We start from the raw sequence: 22,324 nt of genomic DNA, 5'->3' as shown, positions 1-22,324 counted from the left end.
GAATGGATTTATTCCCCAATAAACAGCCTAATTTCGACAATACGGAAGTGGCGTTCCGTCAAAAAACAAATGCTGAGCTCAAAAAAGCTTTTTGGCTTTTCAAAATGATTGGCAGCAACTTTTTGACGAAGGTTGGTCCCCCGATTACCAATTTCTTCCTAAACATAGGCTTGCCTGTTCAGGGTGCCATAAAAGCTACAATTTTTCAGCAATTTTGTGGTGGTGAAACCATTGCGGAATGTGATCATGCTATCGTGCAACTGGCTAAAGGTGGTGTTGGAACCATTCTGGATTACTCTGTTGAGGGTGAAGAAGAAGAAACTGTATTTGACGAAACTTGTCAGGAAATCATCCGCACCATTCTCCGTGCAGATGGTGATCCTAATATTCCCATCACGGTATTTAAGATTACCGGGATAGGGCGTTTTGCATTATTGGAGAAATTAGATGCTAAGAGAACATTATCAGCAGATGAGCAGGCAGAATTTGATAAAGTAAAATTGCGTTGTGAAATGATTTGCCGCACTGCTTTTGAAAAGGGAGTACCGGTTATGATTGATGCTGAGGAAACCTGGATCCAGCAAACAATTGATGAACTGGCATTAGATATGATGCGTAAATTTAACCAGGAACGCATCATTGTATATAATACCTATCAAATGTATCGTCAGGATAAACTGGCTGATATGAAGGCGGATCACCTCATTGCAAAAGCTGCCGGATTTATTTTAGGTGTAAAAATGGTTCGTGGTGCGTATATGGAGAAAGAGCGCAAGCGTGCTGCAGAAATGGGCTATCCATCCCCAATTCAATTAAATAAAGAAGCAACCGATGAAGATTATAATGCTTCATTACGGTACTGTATTGATCATATTGATGAAATAGCCATCGTTTGCGGAACCCATAATGAAGATAGCAGTCGATTATTAACCTATCTTTTGGATGAGAAAAAAATCATGCATAACCATCCGCATGTTTATTTTTCACAGCTTTTGGGTATGAGTGATAATTTGAGTTTTAATCTTGCTGATGCAAATTATAATGTAGCAAAGTATGTTCCTTACGGACCGATTAAGGCAGTAATGCCCTATTTATTCAGAAGGGCTCAGGAAAATACTTCAGTGGCAGGACAAACCGGCCGTGAGCTAGGTTTGATTGAAAGGGAATTGAAGCGAAGAAAAATTTAATTTTCCATTGGCAATCAACAGCTTTCAGTGATCACTGCCCATAGATTGCCAATGGTATTACTTTTTTACGGTAAAGTCTTGCTTGCCATTGAGGAGATCATAGAAAAATATAAAATCACTCGCTAAACTATAAAGCGGGTATTGAAAAGTGGCAGGTTTATTTTTCTCGAAAAAAAAGTGCCCAATCCAGGCAAAGCCATAACCCAGCAGGGGGATGGCTAAAAAGAAAAGCCACTGGTGAAACAGAAATCCGGCGAAGAATGTTAAAGCAACTAAGCCCGTTCCGATAAAGTGGAGGATACGCGAAGTGGTATTGGTGTGCTGAGATAAATAAAAAGGATAGAAATCTTTTAATGATTTAAACTTTTTTTCTTCCATGCTATATAATTCCGTTAGCTTTTAAAAAGGATTCCAATTGTGCTGGTTTTTCAGTCATTAAAAGTGTATTTAACCCAACCTTCTTTGCGCCTTCAATGTGTTGCGGACTATCATCTATAAACAAAGTTTCTGTAGGGTTAAGATGGTTTTCATTCAAAACCTGTTCAAAAATATTGGTATTGGGTTTGCGTAATTTCATGTGCTGCGAGAAATAAGCCTTTTCAAAAAACGCATCGTAATTGTTTAAATTGAAAGTGGTTTTCAAGTAATTGATGATCCAGTCGTAATGGATTTCATTATTGTTACTTAATAAAAATGTGCGGTAGTTATTTTTTACTTTTAAAAGTACGTCATGATTTTCCTGGTGTGTACCAATCAGCAAACTATTCCAGGCCTCATCTATTTGGGCATCAGTAAGCCCGGGCTTGTTTGCCGCTTTTCTAATGCCTTCACGAAATTCTGCAGGAGAAATTGCACCGGTTTCAAAATCATCAAACAATGAATTATGGCTTTTATGTGCAAAGAAATTTTCTATATCTGTAATGCCAATTTTTTGAAATGATGCCTGGGCAATTTTAAAATCGATATCGAAAATTACATTGCCATAATCGAAAATGATGTTTTTAATATGTTGCATACATGTGTAAACTTTTTGCAAATATCATCATTAAATAGTGTGCCCTACAATTTCCTGAATCAATAAAAAGCCATAAAATGAAATTTATTCATGGCGGTATGATTCTTTAATCCGGATGCTGCTATAAGTTAACAATTCATTCCACCTTAAAATTCATTCATCTTTTTTGATCAAGTTATTTAATAACTAAAACAGTACCATTGTTTTTGGTTTTATAATAATACTGTGTTTCCATTTTCCGGTTAATTACTTCTACTTCCACAACCTCTCCAATCTTGCCGGTTTCATCCCTGATAATATCACCAGGTTTAATTTCATCAAGCAAGTGTGAAGGTGTCTTTTTATTAACATTTTTCATATCTGATGATTTATAGATGTATACTTATTTATAAGAACACTATGTAATAGAAATTAGTTTTATAAAGATAGGACAAGATGAATAGTATAAGAAGAGATTACTTTCAATTTAGACTGAATTGATCATAGATAAGCTGAAATTCAAATATGAAAAACTATCAATTTGGATATGCAATAGTTTAAGCCAATCGAATATTTTTGCTGCGCTGTTTTGAATATAAGTTTTGCTTTTACTCATCAGGTGAAGCTGCGAAGGTGAGAGCCTATCGTTTTAACTTCGGGAAAACCGTTTAAAGCATGAGAATTATTATAAATCCAATTTGTACTGCCATCAGTTAATCTGTTCACGGGATTAAATTATTTTTTGTTTTATCAATTTTCAGCAATCTTGATTCAAGTGTATTAAGTTTGCGTTTTATGGTGACTATTAGCCAGATTAAAATTACAATTTAATGGTTTATTGATGATAAGTTTTTATGTTTACATGCTGTTTTTCAATTTGCTGGATATGATGAGTATGCCTTTTTTTTATTCATTTTGAGCTTAATACTATACAATTATTCTAATTTTTGTCTTTTTATTGTTTACACATAAATAATATGTAACCAAACAACGGGAAGTTAATCTAATGCAAAAACAGCTCATTTAAAGATGATGGTTAAACTGAAACTTATAAAAGGTACTTTTAAAAGAGAATTCGCATTAGCCGCAACGCATCCAATGAGAATTTTAGTGATCAAAGAAGGCAATGGTTTACTTTGTATGAATTCCGGTGATTATGAATTGAAAAACAGCCGTATATTTTTCATTCCTGAAGAAGGTTTGGTTCGTTTGGAAGGTGAAATTACTACCGGCTACTGGTTAAATTTCTGCAGTTCGCTGTATGCCGAATTTCTAAAACAACATTTAGATCCCTTAGCTAAAAATCTTTTCCTTAATTTGTCCTTTAGAGATCTTAGCGGCAACAGGCTTGAGAAAGTATTCAATTTACTGGATCAGTTGAAAAAGGAAATTGAGGTAAATAGGGATTTAGCACTTCTTTCGCAATGTTTGTCGCTTTTTTTAGGGTTTACAGCCGGATTTGACGGATATCTGGCTGCACTGACACTTGATGAATTACAGCAGACCATAAGATTTAAAGCTATTCTGGAAAATTTTTATAAAAAAGAAAAGGCTATCCGGTTTTATGCCAGAGAGATGGGGATGAGTCCTAGAAAATTAAATGCTTTCCTTGATCATGTGCTGGGAAAAAGCTTATTTGTCTTAATCAAAGACCGGATCATGAGAGAAGCTGAAGTATTGTTGCTGGATAGTGAATATACTGTAGATGAGATTGCTATCATTCTGGGTTTTTCAAATGCGGCAAACTTTGGTATCGCTTTCAGAAGGTATAAAGGTATTTCCTTATCGCAGTTCAGCAATACTGAAAATGAAAATTGATGCTGCTGTTAAAGAAACGCTGATCACGTAGATTTTGTCCCTTCTCAATAACAGGTTTTCCTGACCTCACCACATCATTTGCTGGGCGCCTGACGCGTAAGGCTTTGCTTACTGTTACCTACTACCAGCAGCATCAATTTCGAAAGGCTAAATTAAAAAAAACTTGGCATGAATTTATACAATATTTTTATAACTATTTAAAATAGCGTAACATTTTTATGCTCCTGATCAGGTTACGCTACGGGATTCAAAATACCGCATTGTTAATAAATAAAATGTAAAACGCTTCGCCCGGATGATGTATTTTAGATGCAAATATTATTGATGTACGCGACCAGGTTTGATTAGGGAATAAATACTATATTAAACAAAGGTGAACGCAAAAAAGAGCACAGATTTTATCTTTGAGCTTTACTATGAAATGCAGCATTATGAATCTCTAATTTATGAAAAAAATTATTTTCTTTCTTTTACTATTTGTTTCAGCTGAGTTATTTGCCCAGCATGAAAAATCACCACGATCAACCTATCCGGGTTTATTTGAGGCTGTTCAGCTTTCCAGGATCTATGCTGACGGGAAATCTTTTCCTGATGCGATTCCTAAAGCTGAGCCTTCGGTAATTATGAAAGCTTACCTTGCTCAAAGAAACAGCAAAGATTTTAACCTGAAAAGCTTTGTGGACGCACATTTTAATTTACCTGAAAGTCATACTGCTTTATACCAGTCGGATATCAAAGCGGGCATTGAAAAACATCTGGATACTTTGTGGACTGTGCTGCAGCGGAATCCTGATACCGTTTCTGCCTATCAAACCTCATTACTGCCATTGCCAAAGCCCTATCTGGTGCCGGGAGGACGATTCCGTGAAGTGTATTACTGGGATTCTTACTTTACCATGCTGGGATTAAAAGAGGCCGGTAAAACGAAACTGATCAAAGATATGGTTGATAACTTTGCTTACCTGATTAATACCTATGGTTTTATCCCCAATGGAAACCGGAGTTATTACCTTACCCGTTCGCAGCCACCTTTTTTTGCGGCTATGGTGCAATTACTTTGTCAGGACAATCCACAAGTGAAACTGAGCGAATACAAAAATGCTTTGGAAAAGGAGTACCAGTTCTGGATGAAGGGTGCTGACCAGCTGAAACCGGGAAAAGCAATTAATCATGTAGTCAGACTTAATGATGGAACGCTATTAAACCGTTATTATGATGCTGATGATCAGCCCAGGGAAGAATCATACCTGGAAGATGCTGAAGCAGCCAGGTCAACCAAACAAAACCCAGCCACCTTCTTACGGCACGTGCGATCTGCGGCAGAGTCTGGATGGGATTTCAGCAGCCGCTGGTTTGCTGATGGCTTAAGTTTTAGCCAGATCATCACTACCGATCTTGTACCGGTTGATTTAAATACATTGATGTATCATCTAGAAAGTACAATTGCAGCAGCCAATAAAGAGGCGGGGGATACAAAAAAAGCTAATTTGTTTTCTGCCAGCGCCAAGAAGCGTAAAGCCGCAATATTGAAATATTTTTGGAATGCACAACAAAACTTCTTTACAGATTATAACTGGAGAAATAAAAGCTTCTCTAAGCAGTTAACTTTAGCAGCTACCTTTCCATTGTATTTTAAGCTTGCTACAGCTACTCAGGCCAAAGCGGTATCAGAAAAACTGGAAAAGGATTTCCTGAAGCCTGGTGGATTAATCACTACATTAAAAACCACCAGGCAGCAATGGGATGCACCGAACGCCTGGGCACCCTTGCAATGGGTGAGTATACAAGGTTTACATCATTATGGTTATCATAAACTAGCTGATACAATAAGCAATAGATGGGTGAACCTGAATATTTCGGTTTTTAAGGAAACCGGTAAACTGATGGAAAAATATAATGTGGTCGAATCAAAAAGTAAAGGTGGTGGTGGTGGAGAATATCCCTTACAGGATGGATTCGGCTGGACCAATGGCGTGTTGCTTAAACTTTTAAAAAGATAATATTATCGGATAAACATTTTAATGCTTTTGCCCTTTATTCACGTTAAAAAGATGTAGAATTTGGGGGAAAAGCGCATCCATATATTCTTCCACGCCATTTTTAGATCCTGGAAAAGTTAATACTAAAGTGTTACCGATAAAGCCGGCCACGCCCCGTGATAACATGGCATAAGGCATGCGTTCCTGCCCATACTTTCTGGCAGTTTCCATAATTCCATCAATTTTGCGTTCAATGAGCGGACTAATGGCCTCAGGAGTCACATCCCGAGGTGATAAGCCTGTTCCTCCGGTAAAGATAAGTAAGCTAATGTTATTGTTTGTCAGTTTTTTAGCCGTATCTTGGATATCTTCCAATACATCGGGCACAATGGTATAGGTTTCTGTATCAATGCCCAATTGCGCCAGTCGGTTAATAATGGCCTTGCCGGAAGCATCTTCAGCAGTTTTTTCAAAAACGGAATCGGAACACACCACTACTGCAGCCTTAATTTCAGGGAACTTCAGTTTTTTTAAATCTGACTTGCCTCCCAACTTTTTAAGCAGACGGATATTTTGAATCTCTACGCCCTTGTCAATCGGCTTCAGCATATCGTACATGGTTAATGCGGTAACTGAAGCACCATGCATGGCTTCAACTTCTACCCCGGTTTTATAAACGGTATGGACTTCTACTGTAATCAGGATGGTTAAATCTACCACTTCATAGGTAATAGACGTAAATTCAATCGGAAGGGGATGGCAATCCGGAATCACATCACTGGTTTTTTTTACGCCAAATAATCCGGCAGCGCGGGCAAATTCAAAAACATCTCCTTTAGGAATTTTTCTTTGCACAACGGCATCAATTGTTTCTTGTTTTGAAACTTTTACAATAGCCGTGGCTATGGCAATCCTTAAGGAGTTTGATTTTTTAGTAATATTTACCATCTTAAATGTTTTCTTTCCATTGGTGGGTTTCGTCTTCGAATATTTCTTTGCCCCAGATCGGGAGTTCAGTCTTAATGCGCTCTACCAATTCATTGCAAGCTTCCATAGCAGGTTTACGGTGAGCGGAAGAGGTAAAGACAAATAAACAGATTTCGCCTGCCTGTATTGAACCTAAACTGTGGTGCACATGCATGCAGTTGAGCGGGTACTTAGCAAAAATATCTTCTCTAATCTCATCCATTTTGGTAAGTGCCAATTCTTCGTAGGCCGTGTAATCAATAGCGGCTACAAATTTGCCATTTATTTCATCCTTTCTTACCTGTCCCATAAAAATGTTATGGCCGCCAATAGCTGTTTTAGTGGCATGTTTTGCAATACTATCGGCTATAAAATCCGGACTTATTGCACCTTTAACAAAGATGTTTTTTAGTTTCTTTTCACTCATTTTGTTTTGTTAGAAAATGATTTCTCCATTTAGAAATGCCACCCTTTAAGCTGTAAATCTTCTTTGTATGACCATATTTATCCTGAAGCAGTTCAGCAGCAGCAACACTTCTGATGCCATGCTGGCAAAGCAATACAATGCTTTCTGCGGCAATATTGTTTTGCACAAAGGTGTTAAATTCAGACATGGGTACTTGAAGGAAGATTTCTTTATTCAGCAAAGGAAATTCATGTTTTTCACGCACATCAATCACCAAAGCAGATGCTTCTTCCTGTAAAAGTTGCATTGTGGCAAGATCTATTTCCTCAAAAACAGGTGTTTTAGGGCATAATTGTTCCCCATCACTTAGCAGAAAATCTGCTTTACTTTCAGGCAAAAGATAGTCATTGCCTGGAGAAATATTTAAGGTATAACTGGCCTGGTTAAGCAGATTATAATGTAGCATTTTACTGATCAGGGGCTGCCCGATTCCGGTGACCAGTTTAATGGTTTCCGCCGCCGCCATGCTCCCGATGATTCCGGGTAAAACACCCAATACGCCATTTTCCGCACAGTTTGAAACTTCTCCGGGCAGTGGGGAAATAGGGAAGAGGTCGCGATAATTGGTGGCGATACCCTGTTCATTTTTCACATTAAAAATGGCCAGCTGCCCTTCAAAGCCAGATACTGCTGCAAAAATTAATGGCTTTTGAAGTATTGCACAGGCATCGTTAATGATGTATCTCGAATCGAAATTATCTGTACCATCCACTATGATGTCATAACTTTCTATTGTATTGAATATGTTGCTTTTATCCAGTCGAAGTTCATGTTCCACAATGTGAGTTTCAGGGTTCATCAGTCGCAACCTTTTAGCCGCTACTTTTACTTTAGACTGGTCAATGTCATTGGTCGCGTAAAGAATTTGCCTGTGCAGGTTAGAAAGTGAAATGGTGTCATCATCTACTATTCCAATTGTCCCGATGCCAGCTGTAACCAGGTATTGTAAAATTGGACAGCCCAGGCCACCGGCACCAATCACCAGTATGCGCGAGTTGATGAGTTTGTTTTGTGCTTCAACTCCAAAGCCCTTTAAAATCAGTTGTCTGCTGTAGCGTTCATTATCCATTGCTATTAACCTCCAGAAAATGGCGGCATAATGGCCACTTTATCTTCGTTTTTAAGGGATTGATTGGACTGTATCACATTTTGATTAATGGCCAGTTTGTATTTCATTCCTGCCAACTGCGGAAATGATGTTTCCAGGTAGCTTTTAAGCTGATCAGTGTTTATAACATCCGAAATTTCGATTTGCTGTTGCCTGATAAATTCAGAAATTTTACCAAAACTGATGATCTCTAATTTCATATCAATTTACTTTATGAATACTTATTTTATTCAGGCCTTTTACAAACCTTCTGCCAGTTGCTACATCAGTTGTCGCAATCATGGCAATATTACCTTTCTCAGCTTTTTCAGGATCAGCAACGAAATCGGTTAAAATTAAAATATTGTTTTCTGATTTTGCGTTAAAAACCTCATTCCATGAAAAAACCACTTTATAGTTATCGGTAGCAGAACAAACCAGGTAATACTCACTTAATTTTTTAGGCGATGATTCATTAATCTCCACCTGACTTAAAATCTCTTTCAAAGGTACGCCTTTAATATTTTTAATGCTGCTTTTTCGCTGCAAGAGGTGATTTAAAATACTTATGCTGTCAATACTAACTTTTTTATAATTGGAAAGTGAAGCCAGATTGATGGTTAGCTTTTGCTTTACATCGCCTTCAATTGTAAATTGTTTGCTTTCCTGTGCCTGGCTCTTCATGCCACATAAAATAAAAATGGCAAATAGGTATTTAATCATTTTTGTAAAAATATTGGTTTAGGGTGTTTTATTGGGTAGCAATAGTACGGTTACTTTTTCTCCAGCCATGAAATGCTGCTGATCTTCCTTCAAACGAATGAGGCAATTTGAATGCGCAAATGAACTCAATCGAAATGACTCTTGTGCATTTAGCGGCTTTGCTTTACCATTTGCATAAATTCCTTTTAAAAAGTGGGTTAAACCAGGGTACTTTTCATAATCACTTTCTAGTTCTGCTTCTACCTCAGCCACACTGTTTGGCAAATTTGATAAAACCTTAATGGCTGGTAAAACATAATTATAATAACAGCTTAATACAGAAGATGGATTTCCGGGCAAGCCAAAAACAAGTTTATGGTTTTGCGTACCGAAAAAAAGGGGTTTGCCTGGCTTCTGTTTAATTTTATGGAATTTTGGTGTTATCCCACATTTTTCGGCAGCAGCAATGACAAAATCATAATCACCAACACTTACGCCTCCGGTTAAAAGCACAACATCACTTTGATGTAGTGCTACCTGCAGTGTTTCTGTAAGTGATTCCAGGTTATCATTAACCCAAAGCACTTCAATGTGCTGAATGCCTTCCAGTTTTAACGCTGCAGATAAGGAATAAGAATTAGATTCGTAAACCTGACCAAATGCCAGTGGTTTTCCGGGTTGTTGTAACTCATTTCCAGTAAGCACAATGGTTACTTTTGGCATAGGAAAAACTTCAACCGCACTGATGCCAATTCCTGCCAGAAAGCCTATTGCAGCAGGTGTGAGTAAACTTCCAATCTGCATGGCTAATGCTCCGGCTTTAATTTCAGCACCTTTTTCCCGCACATTTAAACCTTTAGCCATTTTAGGATCTTCCACAGTGATCTGCTTTGCAGTTCGGCTTACTTTTTCCTGCATCACCACAGTATCTGCACCTTCGGGTAATGGGGCGCCAGTAAAAATCCGGCTGGTTTCACCACTGGTAATAATGATGGATTGTGTGGCTCCGGCAGCCATTTCTCCAACCAGCGTATAGGTTTTTAATGCTGAATCAAACTTTATCGCATAGCCATCCATTGATGACTGCCTGAATGCAGGAATATCAACCGAGGCATAAACATCTGCAGCTAGAATATGCCCCAGGGTATCTTGTAATGGGATTTCTTGTGGATCTAAAATGGTAATATTATCAAGAATAATTTGTTTTGCCTGGTCTACCGTAATCATTTTACCCTCCAATTGTTATCATACTTCGATTATTAATGGTCTCTGCATCTAATGATTCAAAATGTGAAATGAGTTGACCACCGAGCGCTTCCTTCTTATCCCAAATGGAGGCGATAATTAAAGGAAGCACGTCTTCATCGTTTCTCAGAGCCGTTAGTAAATCCGTTTCACCATTAGAAAACAAGCAATTCTTTAATTTTCCATCGGCAGTTAGTCGCATTCTATTGCAGGTACTGCAGAAGGGAGCCGTCATGGTGCTGATGATGGCGAAAGAACCTTCATGGCCAGGAATCATAAAATGTTTAGCCGTATCATGTGGAGCACCTTCAACAGGTAATACCGTAAAGTTTTTTTCAACCATTGTTAAAATTTCCTGAAGCGAGAACATTTTATTGCTGGTCCATTTGTTGCCAGTAAAGGGCATAAATTCAATAAACCGAATCTGTATGGGATTGTGTTTTGTCCAGGCAATAAAATCTTTAATTTCGCCATCGTTGAGTCCTTTCATCACTACCATGTTAATTTTAACGGCAATTTTTTCCTGTAAAAGTAACTCAATATTGCTGCGTACCTGGTGAAAAACATCACGGCGGGTAATCATGAAAAATTTCTCTGCCTGAAGCGTATCCAGGCTGATATTAATGGTTTTAATTCCGGCTTCTTTTAATACGGGAAGCATTTCAGCAATCCGGGTTCCATTGGTGGTGATAACCAGCTCAACAGGGAGTTTGCCTAATGCCGAAATAATGGCAGCAGCATCCTTCCTTACCAATGGCTCGCCACCGGTTAGCCTGATTTTTTTTACGCCCTGATTAACAAAGATGGTGGCCAGTCTGATAATTTCATCCGTTTGCATCAACCTGGAAGCAGGTGTAAAATCATACTCTTCTTCCGGCATGCAATAAAAGCAGCGGAAGTTACAGTTATCCGTTAAAGATATCCGCAAGTAATCATGTACTCTTCCAAACGAATCTGCTATCATTATTTTTTAATTAAATTATCATAATCGGTTTCGGTATCAATATCTACATTACCCATCGCAAATGCAATTGTTTCTACATCATTATCGTGTAATTTTAACATTGATTTAGCACCATTATTTCCGGTTAAGGATAAAAGCTGATGGAAGTATTGTTTATTGAACAGCACAGGTGTACCAGTTGTTTTGGCATAAGTGCTTGCAACGATACCTTTTTTTGTGCTGATTTGTTTCTGTTTTAATGCGCTGAAAATCTCAGCTGTGATAAATGCCTGATCCGAAACGGCTATAATTATGTTTTCGATCAGTGGCGATTTTTTGATGAGTGCTGCTACTCCAGCAGCAATACTGGATGACATCCCTGCTGACCAGTTTTCATTAATCACAAAGTTCACTTCAGCAGATAATTTTTCCTGAATTTCATTTGCATAAGCGCCAAGCACTACAATGATCGGTTGAAAAGAAGTTTGCAACGCGGCATTAATAGTCTGTTCAATAAGTGTTTTTTGTTTAAATACCAATAACTGCTTCGGTCGGCCTAATCGGCTTGAATTTCCTGCTGCCAGGATCATGATACCTGTATGCATCAATTGTTTTTATTTTCATAAACGTGAATAGGAGCGGTTTTCTCTTTCAGTCTGCCTGCCGAGGCACCCGATAAAACAGCCTTGATTTCAGCTACAATCGAAATGGCAATTTCTTCAGCTGTTTCTGCACCAATATCCAGACCAACCGGGCCATGAACCCTGGATTGATTTTTAGTGGTATTCTGGTTAAGTTCATCCAGCATTCTGACTAATTTCTTTTTAGGACCTAAGGAACCAATATATGGCGCATTGGTTGATAGAAGGAGGTGTAACAACTCCAGGTCGTAATTGTAATTGTGGGTCATTAAAACAAAAGCGGTATGATCGTCTATCGTAATCTGCGATAAAAGTTGCCCAGGTTTGGTGACTAAAATCTGATTGGCTTTGGGAAAGCGCTGACTCGTGGCATGGGTGGGGCGTCCATCGGCAATGGTGACGTTCCAGCCCAGTACATCTGCAATATTGGCGAGTGGTTGTGCATCATTCCCTGCACCCGCAATAATTAGCGCAATGGGTGGACTGATAAATTCCAGAAATGCAGTAATTAGTTCTTGACCTACTTTATAATCTAAAAATGTTGATTTTCTTTCAGTCAAAACTTGTTGAAGATCACCAGAAAGTGAAGGGAAATGACCATTTTCATTATGCCTAAATTGACCATGCTGTGTATGGAGCAAGTGCGTGCCAATTTGTTTTTGACCTTCAAGAGAAAATAATACAGCCAAGGCTGCATTTTCGCGTTTGCTTTCCAGTTCAGTTAAGATGCTGATCGGATTTGCTTGTCTATTATCAAAAATAGGCTCAAAAAGGATGTAAACAATGCCATTGCAACCCAGCTGTACCCCGAATTTTGCATCATCTTCATCCATAGAATCGTAAGTAACCAGTTTATTTTCCTGCTGATGGATGGCTGTAAGCGCCTTTCTCAAAGCATCACCTTCCAGGCAGCCACCACTAATGGCACCAGTTAACATCCCATCTTCCGTGATCAACATTCTGGCACCAGGCCGGCGATAAGATGATCCTTCTACCTTAACCACTGTTGCCAGCGCTGTTTTTTTTCCATCTTTCCTGGCCTGAGCATGGGCTTTAATAATGTCTGCGATTTCTTTCATCGGGTAATTTTCAGATTAAGCAATTTAACCACTATATTTTGAAATGGATTATTTGCTATAAATTAAAAACAATGTTTAGCATCAATGTTTTGATATTTTGAAGAAATTTAATTTTTAGACGATATTTCAACTGCTTTTTAAGCATCACCAAAACCCTTGACCCGATTACCTGTTAATTTAGCTAAATTAGCCGCTCAAAATGGCGTCATTTATTTTGATTCATGAAAAAGACTTTTGCATTCAGAATTTTAATCTTAACCCTATTGGTTTGCCTAACTGCTGCTGCACAACTTTCTGCACAGGTATTGCGGATTGCGGTGGCAGCAAATGCGCAGCAACTGATTAAAAGGCTGCAAAAAGATTTCGAGCGGAAAACCGGGATAAAATCGGAGGCTATAGTGGGTGCATCAGGAAAATTAACTGCCCAAATCATGAATGGCGCACCCTACGATATCTTTCTTTCAGCAGATACAGCGTTTCCGGAGCAATTATATGCAAAACAATTCGGATTGCAAGCCCCAAAAATTTATGCATTAGGAAGTTTGATTATTTGCGGCAAAACCGATCTTGATTTAAAAAACTGGCCAAAAATACTATCTGCTCATAAGGCCGGACGAATTGCCATTGCCAATCCAAAAACTGCACCCTATGGAAAAGCTGCAGAAGAGGCACTGGAATATTATCAATTAAAGAGCAAGATCAGCTCCAATTTGGTTTATGCCGAAAGTATTTCACAAGTAAATACCTATATCCTAACTGGAGCGGTAGAATTAGGTTTTACTACAGAATCCTTTCTATATGAAAACAGTGATCAATCAAAATTGAAATGGGCCAGAGTAGACGCTGAAAGTTATCGCACGATCTCTCAAGGTGCCATTTTACTGGCCTATGCGAAAAAAGGAAAGCTTACGGAAGCGACAAAATTTTTTAATTATCTTTCTTCTGCTTCTGCACAACAAATTATCAGGAAAAGTGGCTATCATTTACCTGTAATAAAAAAAAGTTAAATGGATTTTGAACCGATTTACCTCAGTTTAAAACTTGCCTTGATTACCACGGCAATACTTCTGTTAATCGGAATTCCGGTTGCTTACTGGCTTTCCGGAAAGAGTACCATGGCGAAAATTATTTTGGAAGCCTTTATCACAATGCCCCTGGTACTGCCACCTTCTGTTTTAGGTTTTTACCTGCTGCTGGCCTTTAGTCCGAATAACGGTTTTGGGAAGTGGCTGCATGAACATTTAAACCTTCAGCTGGTTTTTTCTTTTCAGGGATTGGTTTTTGCATCTGTTATTTATAGCCTTCCCTTTATGATTAGTCCGGTGAAATCCGCATTCGGACATCTACCTGAAACACTGGCGCAGGCTTCTTATACCATGGGTAAAAGCAAATGGCAAACCTTTATTTATGTGCTGCTGCCCAATATAAAGGCATCCATCTATACGGCTGCAGTACTTACATTTGCCCATACACTTGGTGAGTTTGGCGTGGTACTGATGATTGGAGGAAACATTCCTGGTGTAACAAAAGTGGCTTCCATTGCCATTTATGATGCGGTTGAAACCATGGATTATGAGGCTGCCAATCAGTATGCGCTGATACTGTTTGCCATTACTTTTGCGATCGTACTGGCTGTTTTCATCTTTAATAAAAAAGCAGTCAAAAATCCATTTGAATGATAGAAGTCGATATTAATAAGCGTATAAAAACCTATAAAGGCTGGGAAGATTTAAGGGTGAAAGCCCAATTCGATATTGGAAAAGTTACCCAGATTACCGGACCATCGGGTGCAGGAAAAACAACTTTGCTGAAGATGATTGCCGGATTAATTACCCCTGAAAAAGGAATGATTAAATTTAAGGATACCCTTTGGTTTGATGCTGAAAGGAAGTTTTCGAAAAGAATTCAGGAAAGAAATGTTGGGTTTGTTTTTCAGGATTATGCCTTGTTTCCGAACATGACGGTTGAAGAACAGTTGGCCTATGGCACGTCCGATCAGGCATATATCGGTCAGTTACTGGAGTTGGGTGAGATGGAAGTTTTTCGTCAGCACCTGCCTGCTCAGCTATCAGGTGGTCAACAGCAAAGGCTGGCCATTTTAAGAGCATTGTCCACAAAACCTGATCTGTTACTGATGGATGAATCTTTTTCAGCGCTTGACAGGGAACTGAAAAGTAAACTGCTCGCTAAACTCCAGGCCTTATTCTTAGTTCAGGGCACAACGGTATTGCTGGTGACACATGACGATGAAATACTTGATCCATCGCCGGCAGTATTTAAAATGGAAGCCTAAACTTACCTCAAAGGATCAGAAACTGGTGGTGATCATCAACTGCCAAACATTGGTTTTAGCAGAATTGTCCTCTTCCTTTTGTGCCCATAAGAGGTAGCCGAATTCCATATCTATTTTTTTGTTCCACCGGTAGCCCACAGAAACAGCAGAGCGATTTTGATCAAATATGCTGCCGTTTACATTTTTCTTATTGATGACATTCAGAAATAATTCATTCTGAAAGCCTGTATAAAAACCTTTACTGAAATCTTCATTTGCCAAGAGTGGAACCTGCACCGCAGTAAAAAAACGGCTCCGTTGTGAAAAATCCGTCTGATCTTGCTGCGTCATGAAACGTTGTTCCAGCCTAAACCTTAGCGTCCATTCTGTACGACTGGTATTGGCATTAAAAAGATATTGCTGGTAAATCCGGTTTTCGGGATGAAGTATCTTGATTGCTGATTCATCATTTTCCCATTTTCCTAAAAAAGCATAGCCAGCAGCAATAGCATGGTGTTTATTAAAATTATAATTTAAAGCTGTGCGAAGAAGCAATGCTGAAAAAGCATTCAGCTGATCAGCTGACCTGACTTGCACATCAGCCAGGATGTCAAATTTCTGGCTTACTTGCTGACTGTGGGAAATGAACAGCCACCCGGTATTTTCAGTCTGGGCAGCTGTTTGAAATGCGATCAACAATGGAATGACCATTATCCATAATTTATTAAGGTTCATTTTCTACTATCGGCAAGGCCGCTGATAAAAGTTATATCAGCTCATCAAAATGAATAGGTAATTTATTAATGCGCTTTCCGGTGGCATGATAAATGGCATTTGAAATGGCAGCAGGCATACCTACAAGGCCAATTTCACCAACACCCTTCACGCCAAGTTCATTAATTAGCTCATCATTTTCCTCGGCAAAAATAACCTCAAGCTGGCGGATATCGGCATGAACAGGAAGGTGGTATTCGCCCAGGTTGGCATTGATATATTTACCCAGGTTTTCATCCATAATGGTTTCTTCATGAAGCGCTTTGCTGATTCCCCAAACCATCGATCCATAAACCTGACTTTTAGCTGTCTTAGGATTAATGATCTTTCCTGCCGCAACAGCGGTTACTGCCCGGGTTACGGTAACAGTGCCCAGATCTTTATCCACTTCCACTTCCACAAAAGAGGCACTATGTGTAGCCAGACTGTATTTTTTTAGTTTAAGCAGATGTGGCTTTCCCATATTGGTTGTTTTGATTACCTTGCCTTTATTAAAGGCGATGATATCTTTAAATGATACGGAAATATTCGGATCGTTATTTAAAATAATGTTACCATTGCTGAAAGTCAGCTCCGCGTCTTCAACCTTTTTAAAAGGAGAGTGGGGCATTTCCCTGGCTTTCTTTGCTAATTTTTTTCTGAGTTCCTTTGCTGCGATTACAATGGCTACGCCGGTAGAGGAGGTCATCGCTGAACCACCCTGAAACATCGAAAATGGCTTTTTGCTATCCCCATAGCGGAAATCCACTTCTTCCAGCGGAAGTCCGAGTTCATCTGCTGCAATCTGCGTCATTACCGTAAACGTACCGGTACCAATATCCGTTACTGCATTATTCAGTATCATTTTTCCATCTGCGGTAATCATGGCTTCCACACGCGATGGAAACTGAAAGGCATCCCATATTCCGGTAGCCATGCCATAACCAATCAACTTATTGCCACGTTCCATGCTTCTTGGTTTTGGCGTTCGTTTTTCCCAGCCAAATTGGTCAGCAGCTTCCAGGTAGCAGGCTTTCAGGGCTTTACTGGTATAGGGTTTGCCGGCAGATGGGTCCATTTCTGTATAATTGATTAAGCGTAATTCCAACGGATCGATATTAAGCTTATAGGAAAGTTCATCCATGGTGCACTCAATAGCATGTAGGGCTGTACTTCCGCCAGGTGCACGCATATCCATTGGCGTATAAACATCCAGTGGCACAAGTTCCTGTTCAAATAAGGTATGAGGTGCCGGATAAAGCCGGTGACTCCAGGAGGCAATCGGTTCAAAGTAATCCTCAAATGAAGAGGTTTCGCTCTTCGATGAATGATTCATCGCCGTAAGTTTGCCATCAGTATCGGTTGCAAAGCGCAGGTTTTGTACGGTTGGCGGGCGGTGGGTAAATGAAAACATCTGTTTCCGGTCTAATACCACCCGAACATTCCGTTTGAGGTGCAGTGCCGCCATTACACATAAAAATAACTGGTATTGGGGGCGAAGGCCTGAGCCAAATCCACCACCTACAAATGGTGCCAGTACCCTTACATTTTTATATTTGAGTCCGAAAATGTTGGCTACATACAACTGATTATTGATGGTGCCCTGTGTTTTATCGTAAATGGTGAGTTTACCGTTGCCCTGATAAACGGTTGTGGTGGCGAAAAGTTCAATAGGGTTATGGTGTTCGGTACCGTGGATGTAGGTCGCATCTACTTTCACCTCAGCCTGTTGATAGGCTTTTTCAAAATCGCCTGTTGGCGGTGGTGGAGGTGGTTTCAATGCAGTAGCAAATCCTTTTTTTGCTACTCTTGATTGATCCAGGTGATGCTCCAGACTGGTTTGAAAAGGTTCTTCTTTATATTTAAAAATAACCTGTGTAGCTGCAAAGCGTGCCATTTCAAAACTTTCGGCCACCACTAAGGCAATTGGCTGGCCATTGTATAAAATATTTTCATCATAAAGCGGTTTAAAAACCGTTCCCGGAGGGGCATCCATATCAGTATACTGCAAATCAAACCAGGCCAGCCTGGTCCGGTTTTCATGTGTAAGTACTTCAATCACACCAGGCAGTGCCATTGCTTTACTTACATCAATACTTAAAATTTTTCCTTTGGTGATCGTGCTGTTTACTACATAACCATAAAGTAAATTGTCAACCTCATATTCAGCGGCATATTTGGCTATTCCGGTTACTTTGAGTTTACCTTCTAAACGACTAACTGGCTTACCTACCGTTTTATTTGTATCCATTTCCATGTGTTCTCGTAAAATTATTATGCTGATGGCTGAGCACCAGGCAACTGACTGGACGGGTTTAATGCCATAAGTCCGTTTCTGATAATGGCCTTTTTAGCAAGGCTGATTTTAAAATCATTATGACCAAATCCTTTTGCACCTTTTAATATCATATCAGCTGCTGCAGAAAAATTTTCAGCATTTGCTTCCTTATTTTTTAAGAATTCTTCCGCTTCAATATTGCGCCAGGGTTTGTGGGCTACACCACCTAAAGCAATTCTGGCTAATTCAATGGTATTTCCATTCAGCTTAAATGCTGTGGCTACTGATACCAATGCAAAAGCATAGGAGTGCCGGTCTCTCAGTTTCAGATAAGAATAATTTTCGGAAAAATCATCTTGAGGCAGATCAATGGAAGTGATGATTTCTCCCTGCTCTAAAGTGTTGTCCAGGTCAGGGCGGTTATCTGGTAGCCGATGAAAGGATGCGAAAGGAATGCTGCGGTTGCCATTTGGTCCGCTCACGTTTACAGTAGCATCAAGTGCGGCGAGGGCGATGCACATATCTGAAGGAAAAACCGCAATACATGCATCACTCGTACCCAGAATGGCATGGATTCTATTGTACCCGGCTTTGGCCGGGCAACCAGATCCCGGATTGCGTTTATTGCATGGTACATCCGGGTCATAAAAGTAATAACACCTGGTGCGCTGCAGCAGGTTACCGCCATTACTGGCCATGTTTCGGATCTGCGCCGAAGCGCCAGCCAGAATAGCTCTGGAAAGCAGGGGATATTTTTGTTCAATTAAAGGATGATATGCGGTGTCTGCATTTTTTACCGCAGCCCCGAGACGGATTTTACCATCTTTTTGTATAGAAATCTCATCGTTTTCAGGGATATGATTGATATCGATGAGTTGGGAAGGATGTGTAAGGTCATATTTCCACAAGTCGATTAAATTGGTTCCCCCGGCAACAAATACGGCATCAGGTTTCTGGTTAACCAGATCTAAAGCATCGTGAATATTGGTAGCTTGTTTATATTCAAAATTATTCATGCGTACCTCCGTCTTTAACCTGCATGATCGCATCAATAATACCCACATTGGCACCACAACGGCAGATGTTGCCACTCATGAGTTCCTGAACTTCTTCACGCGTATGGGCATGACCTTCTTTCAACATTCCAATAGCGCTGCAAATTTGTCCGGGAGTACAATAACCGCATTGAAATGCATCGTGATCAATAAAAGCTTGCTGAATGGGGTGAAGGGATTCACCATCAGAAATACCTTCTATAGTGGTGATTTCAGAATCATTTTTCATTACCGCCAGGGTCATACAGCTTAATATTCGCTTGCCATCACAGATAATGGTACAGGCACCACACTGACCATGGTCGCAACCTTTTTTAGTCCCGGTAAGTTTAAGGTGTTCACGCAAGGCATCAAGTAACGAAACCCATGGAAGCAGGTTCAGCTCATAACGTTGCTGGTTAACGTTTAGTGTTGTTTTTGTCATTGTAAATCTGTTTTGTAGTTCGGAGATCCCCAATTACACAACTTTAAACATTTGAAAAAAGTTTTAGACAAATGACCTGATGCTAAAATTCTCTCTGACAAATATAAAATACATGCATCAGCCACTACATGATTTTAACGCTGGCATCCTTTAATTTTTTCACCAGCTGTTGCAGGAAATCACTCTTAAATTCTGCTTCCACATAAATATTGTTAATCCAGAGCAGGACCTTAATTTCTAAACTGTCAGCTGTAATGTTATTCAGTAAAACTTCAGGAGGTAGTTTTTTTACGGTATTTTCCGCTTCATTTAACATGCCCGAGATAATTTTTTTGATGTCTTCAAAATCACTTTCTGCACTTACTTTAAAAACGAGTTCGGTTTTAATGAAATCATTCCCTAAGGTCCAATTTACCAAACGTCCTGAAAGTAAATCACCATTGGGAATGATGACTTCAGAACCCTGAGGGGTAAGGAGTTTACTGGAGCGGATTCCGATATCCCGAACCTTGCCTTTTTTATCGGCGAGTTCAACATAATCGCCTATACGGAAGGGTTTTTCGAAAATCAGAATAATTCCGGAAACAAAATTATTAACGATATTCTGCATCCCTAAACCAATACCTACACCAAATGCACCTAAAACAACCGTAAGCTTATCCATTGGTAAACCTGAAGCCATTACGGCCAGTAATACACCTAAAACAATGATCACCAGGCGAACCAATGCCACTTTTGACCCCTTATGACCACTATCTTCATTAAAGGTAATGCGCTCCTCACCAAACAATAAGGGAACATGTTTCTGTAGTTTATTGGCGATGTAGATAATGACAATAAAAAATACGATGTTACCAAGGCTGAAGTGAATGCTGCCGAATACCCTCGGTTTTGACAGTATTTCGCTGATCCATTGCCAGAGGCCTCCAATCAGACTTAGGTTGATAAGCAATACGATTACCCATAATAAAACACAAAGTACAGAAAGCCCCTTTTTAAATTTGGCTTTTGTTTTCATGTGGTTGATTCTCGAAAAAAGACCATTATTGCAGGAACTGATTTTCATCTGCAGATCCAGTGCATCAAGCATAATCTGCATAAACACACTCAAACCAATTAACTGAATGAGGCCAATCACTCCGGTAACACTGGTTACTTTGGCCATATCAACCCTGCCAAAAAGATTCAGCAATACGGAGAGCGCATTCATTAAAATGAGGATTATCAGTACAGTGCGGATATATTTTTTGGAAAATTCCTTAAAAGTTACTTTATTAAATAGCTGAATGCCAATCCATATAAAGAAAATGTTAATGGCAATCAGCACCACACGAAGTGGAAGCGTATCATCTACTCCGGCATTTCCGATAATCATGATGGTATATAAAGCCATGAGCATCAGCCAGAAACGCAGCTGTTTTTTTTCTAAAGTGTTCCAGAGGTGAACCGACATCACAGCCAGTAGTAAAAGCTGAATCAATTCAATGTATAGTGCTGGTGCATCGGGTTCGAAAAGCGGCGTAATGTTTAACAATACAATCAGCGTTGAAAAAATCGGGAAGGGTTTGAGGTATTCGAATTTCAGGTCACCAAGCTGGCGCCTGATTGCCGCACGCCTGGAACTTTTGAAGTTTCGGTGCACCCAGATAAAAAAAACAACGGAAATTAAGATGGCCAGAAAACGGTTATCCCAGGTAGAATGAATAAAGTATTTGAGAATTTGCTGCTGTCCCTGATATGATGATGCAATTAAATTACCAGTGGTTTGGCTGGCCGGGTTTTGGAGCGTGGCATGCCAAAGGTATGGATTCCGTTTGCGCAAAGCGAGTTTGCCTGAAAGCGCCAGTTTTTCAGCAGTTTGTGCACGCAAATCATTGACCACTACATTTAATGCAGAAGTATTGGCCAGAAGTACATTGACCTGACTCAGGTTTTCACCTGTTAATTTTCCAGCCTCCTGTAATCGCGATTTAATTTCACTGATCTGTTGATGATATAGTTTCCGGCCATCCTCGCCATTATTGTTTTGCAGTAGGGTATCGCTGCTCAGGCTAACTACCTGGTCAGACATTTTTTGAAGAGCATTGCTGTTTTGTACTAAAATAGCCGTAATATTTTTTAATCTGGTATCTGCATCTCGCAAAATAAGATCAAAACTCAACAGGTTTTTGGTATCAAGTTCCTCCTTAGCCTTAAAAGATATAATCAATGGATTTACATTTTCTTTTACCGTATTAAACTGGCGCTGAATGGCATCGAGGTTATATCCCTTTTTGTTGGCCGCGTTGATTTCCGTAATGGCAGACTGGGCCGTTTGAATTTTAAAAAGGAGTGTATCAGGAATGGTATTAACAGAATCAGTTGGTTTGGTTTTTGCCTGCTGTGCCTGACACCAGATGCTGGTGGATACAAGCATCAGCAAAATAAAGAAAATA

23 protein-coding genes are annotated in these 22,324 nt (G+C 39.6%); 6 read left to right on the top strand and 17 right to left on the bottom strand.

The genetic code is table 11. From position 1 onward, the window contains the following. Window positions 1-2 precede the first annotated feature (2 nt). Window positions 3-1,187 carry a proline dehydrogenase family protein gene (locus OQ267_RS21215; protein ID WP_265837972.1) on the top strand — a complete coding sequence of 395 codons (1,185 nt, stop codon included), beginning with the start codon at window positions 3-5 and terminating at the stop codon, window positions 1,185-1,187. 57 nt (window positions 1,188-1,244) lie between these two features. Here OQ267_RS21215 and OQ267_RS21210 read toward each other — a convergent pair whose 3' ends face one another. From OQ267_RS21210 to OQ267_RS21200, 3 genes are all read right to left on the bottom strand, one after another. Further along, complete coding sequence (locus tag OQ267_RS21210; RefSeq protein ID WP_088300635.1) at window positions 1,245-1,565, bottom strand: DUF962 domain-containing protein; 321 nt, start codon at window positions 1,563-1,565, stop codon at window positions 1,245-1,247. 1 nt (window position 1,566) lies between these two features. Next, window positions 1,567-2,202, bottom strand: coding sequence for an HAD family hydrolase (locus OQ267_RS21205; RefSeq protein WP_265837970.1), 636 nt, complete (start codon window positions 2,200-2,202; stop codon window positions 1,567-1,569). 175 nt (window positions 2,203-2,377) lie between these two features. Then, window positions 2,378-2,560, bottom strand: a complete 183-nt coding sequence (locus OQ267_RS21200) for a hypothetical protein (RefSeq protein ID WP_088300633.1) — start codon at window positions 2,558-2,560, stop codon at window positions 2,378-2,380. Window positions 2,561-3,210: 650 nt separating this feature from the next. Between OQ267_RS21200 and OQ267_RS21195 the strand changes: the two genes are divergently transcribed. Together OQ267_RS21195 and treF are read left to right on the top strand one after the other, a co-directional pair. Further along, window positions 3,211-3,999: a helix-turn-helix domain-containing protein gene (locus tag OQ267_RS21195; RefSeq protein ID WP_265837968.1), complete on the top strand. Its 789-nt coding sequence runs from the start codon at window positions 3,211-3,213 to the stop codon at window positions 3,997-3,999. 446 nt (window positions 4,000-4,445) lie between these two features. Beyond that, window positions 4,446-5,999: an alpha,alpha-trehalase TreF gene (treF, locus tag OQ267_RS21190; protein ID WP_265837967.1), complete on the top strand. Its 1,554-nt coding sequence runs from the start codon at window positions 4,446-4,448 to the stop codon at window positions 5,997-5,999. A gap of 18 nt (window positions 6,000-6,017) precedes the next feature. On the opposite strand, the gene moaCB is transcribed toward treF, so the two are convergent. Genes moaCB through OQ267_RS21145 form a run of 9 tightly spaced genes read right to left on the bottom strand, consistent with a single transcriptional unit; the run spans window position 6,018 to window position 13,107 of the window. Further along, a complete protein-coding gene (moaCB, locus tag OQ267_RS21185; protein ID WP_265837965.1) occupies window positions 6,018-6,926 on the bottom strand; it encodes a bifunctional molybdenum cofactor biosynthesis protein MoaC/MoaB in 909 nt (302 codons plus the stop codon). Window position 6,927: 1 nt separating this feature from the next. Further along, entirely contained in the window at window positions 6,928-7,371 is a 444-nt protein-coding gene (locus tag OQ267_RS21180; RefSeq protein WP_265837964.1) for a molybdenum cofactor biosynthesis protein MoaE, read from the bottom strand. Then, window positions 7,364-8,479 carry a ThiF family adenylyltransferase gene (locus OQ267_RS21175; RefSeq protein ID WP_265837963.1) on the bottom strand — a complete coding sequence of 372 codons (1,116 nt, stop codon included), beginning with the start codon at window positions 8,477-8,479 and terminating at the stop codon, window positions 7,364-7,366. Before OQ267_RS21175 ends, OQ267_RS21180 begins: the two co-directional genes overlap by 8 nt. 5 nt (window positions 8,480-8,484) lie before the next feature. Continuing rightward, window positions 8,485-8,718, bottom strand: coding sequence for a MoaD/ThiS family protein (locus OQ267_RS21170; protein ID WP_088300627.1), 234 nt, complete (start codon window positions 8,716-8,718; stop codon window positions 8,485-8,487). 1 nt (window position 8,719) lies between these two features. Further along, entirely contained in the window at window positions 8,720-9,220 is a 501-nt protein-coding gene (locus OQ267_RS21165) for a molybdopterin-binding protein (RefSeq protein WP_265837962.1), read from the bottom strand. An 18-nt stretch (window positions 9,221-9,238) separates the two neighbouring features. Next, on the bottom strand, window positions 9,239-10,426 hold the full coding sequence (glp, locus tag OQ267_RS21160) for a gephyrin-like molybdotransferase Glp (RefSeq protein WP_265837960.1): 1,188 nt from the start codon (window positions 10,424-10,426) through the stop codon (window positions 9,239-9,241). Window position 10,427: 1 nt separating this feature from the next. Then, complete coding sequence (gene moaA, locus OQ267_RS21155; protein WP_265837959.1) at window positions 10,428-11,408, bottom strand: GTP 3',8-cyclase MoaA; 981 nt, start codon at window positions 11,406-11,408, stop codon at window positions 10,428-10,430. After that, window positions 11,408-11,992, bottom strand: a complete 585-nt coding sequence (locus tag OQ267_RS21150; RefSeq protein WP_265837958.1) for a nucleotidyltransferase family protein — start codon at window positions 11,990-11,992, stop codon at window positions 11,408-11,410. The genes moaA and OQ267_RS21150 overlap by 1 nt, the downstream gene beginning before the upstream one ends. Beyond that, window positions 11,992-13,107 carry an XdhC family protein gene (locus OQ267_RS21145; protein WP_265837956.1) on the bottom strand — a complete coding sequence of 372 codons (1,116 nt, stop codon included), beginning with the start codon at window positions 13,105-13,107 and terminating at the stop codon, window positions 11,992-11,994. The genes OQ267_RS21150 and OQ267_RS21145 overlap by 1 nt, the downstream gene beginning before the upstream one ends. A gap of 221 nt (window positions 13,108-13,328) precedes the next feature. Between OQ267_RS21145 and modA the strand changes: the two genes are divergently transcribed. From modA to OQ267_RS21130, 3 genes are read left to right on the top strand one after another with little or no spacing between them, the layout of a single operon-like run. After that, entirely contained in the window at window positions 13,329-14,114 is a 786-nt protein-coding gene (gene modA / locus OQ267_RS21140; RefSeq protein WP_265837954.1) for a molybdate ABC transporter substrate-binding protein, read from the top strand. Beyond that, a complete protein-coding gene (gene modB, locus OQ267_RS21135; RefSeq protein ID WP_265837952.1) occupies window positions 14,115-14,786 on the top strand; it encodes a molybdate ABC transporter permease subunit in 672 nt (223 codons plus the stop codon). Continuing rightward, window positions 14,783-15,400 carry an ATP-binding cassette domain-containing protein gene (locus OQ267_RS21130; protein WP_265837951.1) on the top strand — a complete coding sequence of 206 codons (618 nt, stop codon included), beginning with the start codon at window positions 14,783-14,785 and terminating at the stop codon, window positions 15,398-15,400. Before modB ends, OQ267_RS21130 begins: the two co-directional genes overlap by 4 nt. A gap of 15 nt (window positions 15,401-15,415) precedes the next feature. Here the strand turns inward: OQ267_RS21130 and OQ267_RS21125 are convergent, their stop codons facing one another. The 5 genes from OQ267_RS21125 to OQ267_RS21105 all read right to left on the bottom strand — a co-directional run bounded on the left by OQ267_RS21125 (window position 15,416) and on the right by OQ267_RS21105 (window position 22,305). Further along, a complete protein-coding gene (locus tag OQ267_RS21125) occupies window positions 15,416-16,114 on the bottom strand; it encodes a DUF2490 domain-containing protein (RefSeq protein ID WP_265837949.1) in 699 nt (232 codons plus the stop codon). A gap of 31 nt (window positions 16,115-16,145) precedes the next feature. Then, window positions 16,146-18,389 carry a xanthine dehydrogenase family protein molybdopterin-binding subunit gene (locus tag OQ267_RS21120; RefSeq protein ID WP_265837948.1) on the bottom strand — a complete coding sequence of 748 codons (2,244 nt, stop codon included), beginning with the start codon at window positions 18,387-18,389 and terminating at the stop codon, window positions 16,146-16,148. Window positions 18,390-18,406: 17 nt separating this feature from the next. Next, on the bottom strand, window positions 18,407-19,426 hold the full coding sequence (locus OQ267_RS21115; protein ID WP_265837946.1) for an FAD binding domain-containing protein: 1,020 nt from the start codon (window positions 19,424-19,426) through the stop codon (window positions 18,407-18,409). After that, a complete protein-coding gene (locus OQ267_RS21110; RefSeq protein WP_088300617.1) occupies window positions 19,419-19,889 on the bottom strand; it encodes a (2Fe-2S)-binding protein in 471 nt (156 codons plus the stop codon). Before OQ267_RS21110 ends, OQ267_RS21115 begins: the two co-directional genes overlap by 8 nt. A gap of 124 nt (window positions 19,890-20,013) precedes the next feature. Further along, a complete protein-coding gene (locus tag OQ267_RS21105; protein WP_265837944.1) occupies window positions 20,014-22,305 on the bottom strand; it encodes a mechanosensitive ion channel family protein in 2,292 nt (763 codons plus the stop codon). Window positions 22,306-22,324 lie beyond the last annotated feature (19 nt).

It is taken from the genome of Pedobacter sp. MR22-3 (genome assembly GCF_026240075.1).
Lineage (GTDB): Bacteria > Bacteroidota > Bacteroidia > Sphingobacteriales > Sphingobacteriaceae > Pedobacter.
The sequence above is the reverse complement of the archived record's forward strand: the minus strand, read 5'-3'. Positions and strand labels throughout refer to the sequence as shown.

Excerpts from the sequence above, each read along its gene's own strand:
- OQ267_RS21215 (WP_265837972.1), top strand. The coding sequence starts at position 3 with ATGGATTTATTCCCCAATAAACAGCCTAATTTCGACAATACGGAAGTG.
- OQ267_RS21210 (WP_088300635.1), bottom strand. The coding sequence starts at position 1,565 with ATGGAAGAAAAAAAGTTTAAATCATTAAAAGATTTCTATCCTTTTTAT.
- OQ267_RS21205 (WP_265837970.1), bottom strand. The coding sequence starts at position 2,202 with ATGCAACATATTAAAAACATCATTTTCGATTATGGCAATGTAATTTTC.
- OQ267_RS21200 (WP_088300633.1), bottom strand. The coding sequence starts at position 2,560 with ATGAAAAATGTTAATAAAAAGACACCTTCACACTTGCTTGATGAAATT.
- OQ267_RS21195 (WP_265837968.1), top strand. The coding sequence starts at position 3,211 with ATGATGGTTAAACTGAAACTTATAAAAGGTACTTTTAAAAGAGAATTC.
- treF (WP_265837967.1), top strand. The coding sequence starts at position 4,446 with ATGAAAAAAATTATTTTCTTTCTTTTACTATTTGTTTCAGCTGAGTTA.
- moaCB (WP_265837965.1), bottom strand. The coding sequence starts at position 6,926 with ATGGTAAATATTACTAAAAAATCAAACTCCTTAAGGATTGCCATAGCC.
- OQ267_RS21180 (WP_265837964.1), bottom strand. The coding sequence starts at position 7,371 with ATGAGTGAAAAGAAACTAAAAAACATCTTTGTTAAAGGTGCAATAAGT.
- OQ267_RS21175 (WP_265837963.1), bottom strand. The coding sequence starts at position 8,479 with ATGGATAATGAACGCTACAGCAGACAACTGATTTTAAAGGGCTTTGGA.
- OQ267_RS21170 (WP_088300627.1), bottom strand. The coding sequence starts at position 8,718 with ATGAAATTAGAGATCATCAGTTTTGGTAAAATTTCTGAATTTATCAGG.
- OQ267_RS21165 (WP_265837962.1), bottom strand. The coding sequence starts at position 9,220 with ATGATTAAATACCTATTTGCCATTTTTATTTTATGTGGCATGAAGAGC.
- glp (WP_265837960.1), bottom strand. The coding sequence starts at position 10,426 with ATGATTACGGTAGACCAGGCAAAACAAATTATTCTTGATAATATTACC.
- moaA (WP_265837959.1), bottom strand. The coding sequence starts at position 11,408 with ATGATAGCAGATTCGTTTGGAAGAGTACATGATTACTTGCGGATATCT.
- OQ267_RS21150 (WP_265837958.1), bottom strand. The coding sequence starts at position 11,992 with ATGCATACAGGTATCATGATCCTGGCAGCAGGAAATTCAAGCCGATTA.
- OQ267_RS21145 (WP_265837956.1), bottom strand. The coding sequence starts at position 13,107 with ATGAAAGAAATCGCAGACATTATTAAAGCCCATGCTCAGGCCAGGAAA.
- modA (WP_265837954.1), top strand. The coding sequence starts at position 13,329 with ATGAAAAAGACTTTTGCATTCAGAATTTTAATCTTAACCCTATTGGTT.
- modB (WP_265837952.1), top strand. The coding sequence starts at position 14,115 with ATGGATTTTGAACCGATTTACCTCAGTTTAAAACTTGCCTTGATTACC.
- OQ267_RS21130 (WP_265837951.1), top strand. The coding sequence starts at position 14,783 with ATGATAGAAGTCGATATTAATAAGCGTATAAAAACCTATAAAGGCTGG.
- OQ267_RS21125 (WP_265837949.1), bottom strand. The coding sequence starts at position 16,114 with ATGAACCTTAATAAATTATGGATAATGGTCATTCCATTGTTGATCGCA.
- OQ267_RS21120 (WP_265837948.1), bottom strand. The coding sequence starts at position 18,389 with ATGGAAATGGATACAAATAAAACGGTAGGTAAGCCAGTTAGTCGTTTA.
- OQ267_RS21115 (WP_265837946.1), bottom strand. The coding sequence starts at position 19,426 with ATGAATAATTTTGAATATAAACAAGCTACCAATATTCACGATGCTTTA.
- OQ267_RS21110 (WP_088300617.1), bottom strand. The coding sequence starts at position 19,889 with ATGACAAAAACAACACTAAACGTTAACCAGCAACGTTATGAGCTGAAC.
- OQ267_RS21105 (WP_265837944.1), bottom strand. The coding sequence starts at position 22,305 with ATGCTTGTATCCACCAGCATCTGGTGTCAGGCACAGCAGGCAAAAACC.